Below are 5687 nucleotides of genomic sequence, written 5' to 3'. Positions count from 1 at the left end.
ATGCCAATTACATTTGTGACCTTTGGTCTTGGGTATTTAGCAATCCTTGGTGTTCCACCCTTTGCAGGTTTCTATTCCAAGGACATGATTATTGAAACTGCATTTAATGCTGGGGGAGCAAAGGGAATCATTCTTGGAAGCGTTACTTTGTTAGGTGCGGGTATAACCGCTTTCTATATGACTCGCGTAATGATTCTTACCTTTACAGGAACAAAGCGCTGGGATGATGAAGCCCATCCTCATGAATCCCCATGGTTGATGTGGTTGCCAATGGCAATTCTTGCAATTGGTTCGGTTACATCTGGGTTCTTACTTTCTCGTGGTGATGCACTTGTTAACTGGCTAAATCCATTATTTGAGCATCATGAAGAGCACGAACATCATTTGCTAGAACCAATTGTTGTTTCAGGACTTGCCTTAACAATGGTTGCAATTGGTGTGGCCATTGCCTTTGTTAAGTACTCACGTCAAGAAGTCGCAAACGTTGCCCCAGAAGATGTTTCAATCTTCACAAAGATTGCGCGTCAAGATCTGATGCAGGATCGTTTCAATGAAGCGGTATTTATGCGTCCTGGTCAAGTGTTAACAACAACATTGGTTGCAGCAGATGATGCGGTCATAGATGGAACCGTTCGTGGCGTTGGCCAGGTAGCTATGAGTTCAGGCTCAGCACTTCGTGGCCTGCAAAATGGCTTTGTTCGTACTTATGCGGCCCTAATTTTGATTGGTGCGGTTGCACTGGTTGCAGCTATTTGGGTGGTAGTTCAGTAATGAAGTGGTTAACGCTGTTAATGCTTTTGCCACTAGCTGGTGCTGGAGTTATTGCTGTCCTTCCTAAGGGTAGTGAAAAAGCTGCAAAGCAAGCCGCCCTTGTAACAACCTTGGTGGTTATGGCAGCGACAATCGCTATGGCCGTCGGATTTCAACGTGACAATGTGAGTCTGCAGTTTGTAGAGAAGTATTCATGGATTCCAAGTTTTGGAATTAATTACGCACTCGGTATTGACGCCATTGCGCTAGTGCTTATTGTGATGTCTACGATCTTGGCACCAGTTGTTGTCCTTGCTGGCTGGAATGAAGCACACGGTGGACGTTGGAGTGTTAAGACCTTCTACATCCTCATTCTTGTTCTTGAAACAATGATGATCGGCGTATTTGCCGCAACAGATGTGTTCTTGTTCTATGTAATCTTCGAGGCAATGTTGATTCCGGTGTACTTCCTTATTGGTGGATATGGAAGCGGTGAACGCTCAGCAGCTGCAGTTAAGTTTTTGATTTACAGCCTTGTTGGTGGATTATTGATGCTCGCCTCAATTATTGCTCTGTATGTAATGTCAGGTGCTCAAGGTGGTCACACCTTTGATATCAATAAACTGTCAGAGCTACAGATGTCATCAACAACTCAAAACCTCTTGTTCTTAGGATTCTTTATTGCATTTGCGATTAAGGCTCCAGTCTGGCCATTCCACACATGGTTGCCAGATGCAGCGCAATCTGCGACTCCAGGAACATCTGTTCTGCTGCTTGGAGTGCTAGACAAGGTCGGTACCTTCGGAATGATCCGTTATTGCCTCACCATGTTCCCTGAAGCAAGCAAGACCTTTACGCCGGTTATCTTGGTACTCGCAGTTATCTCAATAATTTACGGTGCATTCCTTGCCATCGGCGCAAAAGACATCAAGCGGTTGATCGCTTACACATCAATCTCTCACTTTGGTTTCATAACAATGGGTATCTTTGCAATGACCTCACAAGGCCACAGTGGGGCTATTTTGTACATGTTTAACCATGGTTTCTCAACGGCAGCGCTCTTCTTAGTTGCCGGCTGGATGATCTCGCGACGTGGATCTTCAACGATTGCAGATTTCGGGGGATTGCAACGAGTAACCCCAGTTATGGCATGGACATTCTTTATCGCTGGATTGTCATCGTTGGCACTTCCAGGATTGTCTAGCTTTGTTAGTGAGTTCTTAGTTCTTGTTGGAACATTTACTCGTTACCCAGTGCATGCAATCATCGCAACCTTCGGAATTGTTCTGGCTGCGCTCTACATCTTGATTCCAGTGCAGAAAGCTCTGCATGGTCCAACGACGCCAGGTAATGAGAATCTTAAGGACCTCAACCTGCGCGAAAAGTTAGCAATTGCACCGATTATTGCGATCATTGTGGTGTTGGGTTTTTACCCATCACCTCTCTTAAAGGTGATTAACCCCGCTGCATCCCATGTGATCTCGCAAATGGGATTCACAGATCCTGCACCAACTATTGGGGGCAAGTAGTGACATTTACCGCGCCAGTTCTTTCCTACTCACTTCTTTCACCAATGCTTATCTTGCTTGGTGGCGCGCTCATCGGCGTATTGGTTGAAGCATTTGTATCAAAGGCGCTGCGTCCAGCTGTTCAGTTAACTCTAACTCTTGGATCTTTGATTCTTTCATTGATGCAGGTGTGGCGAATCCGCGGACAGCAATCCCTAACAGCTGCGATGGGTTCAGTTGTTTTCGATGGACCTGCAGCCTTACTTCAGGCATCAATATTGATTATCGCCATAATCTCAGTTTTCTTAATTGCAGATACTGAAAACTTCACAGCCTTAGCTGCCGCATTACCAGGATCTGATGAGGAACGTCATGCAGTCCAATCTGGTAACCAGGTCACTGAGGTTTATCCACTGACTTTGTTTGCAGTATCCGGAATGCTCTTGTTCCCAGTTGCTAATGATCTGATTACTTTGTTTGTCGCCCTCGAAATGCTGTCATTGCCCCTCTATTTGATGGCTGGACTTTCACGCCGTCGTCGATTGGCATCACAGGAATCTGCCCTTAAGTACTTCTTATTAGGTGCTTTTTCATCAGCATTCTTCCTATTTGGCGCTGCTTATCTCTATGGATTCTCTGTCTCAATTAGCTTTGGCGGCATCCGTCAAGCAATTGTTGGCGGCAGTGGAAATGATGTTCTGCTTCTGATTGGTATTGCATTCCTATCAATTGGCTTGCTCTTCAAGGTGAGCGCCGTCCCATTCCATGCATGGTCACCAGATGTGTATCAAGGCGCACCAACACCTATTACTGCATTTATGGCAGCTGCAACTAAGGTTGCAGCCTTTGGCGCACTACTTCGTATCTATTACACAGTATTTGCTAACGCACAATGGTCTTGGACTCCAGTTTTATCAGGAATTGCTATCGTGACAATGCTCTTGGGTTCTCTCGTTGCCATCACCCAGCGCGATGTGAAGCGCATGTTGGCTTATTCATCGATTGCTCACGCAGGTTTCTTGCTCGCAGGTGTTATCGCTCTTAACAAAGCAGGACTCGATGCAACAATCTTCTATCTATTTGCATACGGTGTTGCAACCGTTGGTGCATTTGGAGTTGTAACACTTGTCCGTGATTCATCTGGTGAAGTGACAGATCTAAATCGCTGGAAAGGTCTTGGCAAGCGTTCTCCATTTGCAGCCACTTCATTTGCACTGTTCTTGTTGGCTTTTGCCGGAATTCCACTCACAAGCGGATTCATTGGAAAGTTCTCTATTTTCTTTGCCGCCTATGAAAGTGGAGCTAAGGGCGTCGTAATTGCCGGTGTGCTTTCTTCTATGATCGCGGCGTTCTTCTACATCCGCGTAATTGTTTTGATGTTCTTTACAGATGCTACTGAGGATGGAACAAGTGTTGAGATTCCTTCAATCCTGACCCAAGCAACAGTTGTTATCGCAGCCGTTGTTACAGTGGCGCTGGGCGTTTATCCGGCACCATTGCTGGAGTTCATAACCAATCTCGCAACCTTCATTCGCTAATGTCCACATTCGGTATTCCAAATGTTGCACCTGGATTAGAGGCACAATTAATAAGCCAAATGGCAGATGTTGAAGCCTTGCTGAGAAGTCACACTCGAAGTGAGTATCCATTTGTTGATGAGACTGCTCACCACCTTGTGGCAGCTGGCGGCAAGCGTTTGCGCCCACTATTGACCCTTTTAACCGCGCAATACGGGGATCCAACTCGCGATGGCATCATCGCTGCAGCGGTTGCCTGCGAGATTACCCACCTTGCAACGCTGTATCACGATGATGTTATGGATCAAGCACCTCTTCGTCGCGGAGTTGAAAGTGCCAATATGCGGTGGGGGAACACCATTGCAATTCTTACCGGCGATTTCTTATTTGCTAAATCATCTGATTTGTTAGCAGATCTTGGTCCAGCAGCGGTTCGCCTGCAGGCACGAACATTTGAGCGTTTGGTTATTGGTCAGATCATGGAAACGCAAGGTCCTAATCCTGGCCAAGATCCACTGGAACATTACTTAAAGGTAGTTGCCGATAAAACTGGTTCATTGATCGCAGCCTCAGCTAGATATGGCGGAATGATTTCAGGTGCACCCGCAGGTATCACGGAGACAGTTACTATATTTGGTGAAAAGATTGGTGTTGCATTCCAGTTGGCAGATGATGTTATTGACATTGCAAGCGAATCAAATCAATCAGGCAAGACTCCTGGAACAGATCTTCGTGAAGGCGTTCCAACACTTGTGACTTTAAATGTAATGAAATCTAGTGATCCAGGCGATGCTGATCTAAAGCGTTTGCTCAGTGCACCAATCGAGGATGAACCAACTGTTCAGCAAGTCTTAGTTGCCTTGCGCAATCACAGAGCTTTAGATGAGTCGCGCGAACAGCTACATCAGATTGCAAAACAGGCACGTGGGGCACTTGGCCCATTACCTATCAATGATGCAACTGGTGCGTTGATATCACTATGCGACGCTGTTATTGACCGTTCTGCTTGATCTAATCAAGTCAATCGCTAGAGTCACAAGCGCTGCCCAAATAATCAAGAAGCCGATCCAACGAGCAGTTGGCATATCTTCATTTAAAACCCAGACTCCGATAGAGAATTGAAGTGTCGGAGTTATGTATTGCAACAGCCCGATAGTTGTAAATGGAAGTCTGTTTGTTGAGCCGTTGAACAATAGAAGCGGGATTGCGGTTACCGCTCCAGCGCTAATAAGAAGAACTGTTAAGCCCCAACTTTGACCAAACTGACCGGTGCCTTGATTACCTATATAAATCAGGTATGCCAGGTAGAAGAAACTAGAGATGAAGGTTTCAATCGCAAGTCCCTCTAGAGCTCCTAGACCTAACTGTTTTTTTATCAATCCATAACTGCCCCATGAGAAAGCTAGAGCTAATGCAATCCACGGTAAGCGACCGTAATCGAAAGTTAAGACTAAGACCCCAATAGTCGCAATTGAGACCGCTGCCCACTGCAGTGGTCGCATTTTTTCTTTCAGGAAGATAACTCCAAAACCAATAATGATCAGAGGGTTGATGTAGTAACCCAAAGATGCTTCCACGACATGCTCATTGTTTGTAGCCCAGATATACACAAGCCAATTAACAGAAATTAAAAGAGATGAAAGAAATAGTTTCACTGCAACAGTTGGACGTTTCAAAGTTACAAGGGTTGTTTTCAGTGCCTTTGTGGCGGCAAGAACCATGAAACAAAAAACTAATGTCCATACTGCTCTGTGCGAAACAATTTCTAGAGGATTAGCTGGTTCCAGCAATGGCCAATACAAAGGGAATGCGCCCCACAAAGAGTATGCACTGACACCAAATAAAAGGCCGAGCTTGTTTTTACTCAATTATCTAAAGTTCGTAAATTGAACAGCAAAGTCCCAGCCACCAT

Annotated in this window: 5 protein-coding genes; 4 read left to right on the top strand and 1 reads right to left on the bottom strand. The window is 45.5% G+C overall.

Annotated features, from left to right (window positions below):
- The 4 genes from AC9UEY_RS05600 to AC9UEY_RS05585 form a co-directional block, all read left to right on the top strand.
- The coding region (locus tag AC9UEY_RS05600) for a proton-conducting transporter transmembrane domain-containing protein (protein ID WP_509538934.1) at positions 1 to 771 on the top strand (771 nt) is incomplete at its 5' end.
- Complete coding sequence (locus tag AC9UEY_RS05595) at positions 771 to 2279, top strand: NADH-quinone oxidoreductase subunit M (protein WP_509538931.1); 1509 nt, start codon at positions 771 to 773, stop codon at positions 2277 to 2279. The genes AC9UEY_RS05600 and AC9UEY_RS05595, both read left to right, overlap by 1 nt.
- Positions 2279 to 3796: an NADH-quinone oxidoreductase subunit NuoN gene (gene nuoN, locus AC9UEY_RS05590; RefSeq protein WP_509538928.1), complete on the top strand. Its 1518-nt coding sequence runs from the start codon at positions 2279 to 2281 to the stop codon at positions 3794 to 3796. Before AC9UEY_RS05595 ends, nuoN begins: the two co-directional genes overlap by 1 nt.
- The gene (locus AC9UEY_RS05585) at positions 3796 to 4785 is read left to right on the top strand and encodes a polyprenyl synthetase family protein (protein WP_509538925.1); all 990 of its coding nucleotides are present in this window, start codon (positions 3796 to 3798) and stop codon (positions 4783 to 4785) included. Before nuoN ends, AC9UEY_RS05585 begins: the two co-directional genes overlap by 1 nt.
- Here AC9UEY_RS05585 and rarD read toward each other — a convergent pair.
- A complete protein-coding gene (gene rarD / locus AC9UEY_RS05580) occupies positions 4753 to 5643 on the bottom strand; it encodes an EamA family transporter RarD (RefSeq protein WP_509538923.1) in 891 nt (296 codons plus the stop codon). The two genes, AC9UEY_RS05585 and rarD, sit on opposite strands and share 33 nt — an antisense overlap.
- Between the last annotated feature and the right edge of the window lie 44 nt (positions 5644 to 5687).

The sequence above is a fragment of the Candidatus Planktophila sp. genome (assembly GCF_040402275.1).
Taxonomy (GTDB): domain Bacteria; phylum Actinomycetota; class Actinomycetes; order Nanopelagicales; family Nanopelagicaceae; genus Planktophila.
Note: the sequence above shows the minus strand (reverse complement) of the source record. Positions and strands in the feature narration are given on the sequence as shown.